At 68.2% G+C, this 255-nt stretch carries 1 pseudogene; it reads left to right on the top strand.

Annotated features, from left to right (window positions below):
* Window positions 1-255 (top strand): annotated as a pseudogene (locus tag EOD29_RS33290) (transketolase); the annotation flags it as partial.

Consider the following 255-nt stretch of genomic DNA (forward strand, 5'->3'; position numbering starts at 1 on the left):
GCCGCGGCCGGCATCATCGCCGAGGCAAGGCGCGACGTCGGCGTGCTTGCCGTAACCTCGGCCGACCGCCTCAACGCCGGATGGACCGCAGCGCAGCGGGAGCGGGCGCGTGGCAACCCAAAGGCCCAAGGCCATGTCGAAACGCTTCTGAATTCTTTGCCCCGCGACTGCGTGATCGTCACTGTCATCGACGGGCATCCTGCCACCCTGTCATGGCTCGGCGGCGTGGCTGGTCATCGGACCGTTTCGCACGGC

The sequence above is a fragment of the Mesorhizobium sp. M1A.T.Ca.IN.004.03.1.1 genome (genome assembly GCF_003997555.1).
GTDB lineage: Bacteria > Pseudomonadota > Alphaproteobacteria > Rhizobiales > Rhizobiaceae > Mesorhizobium.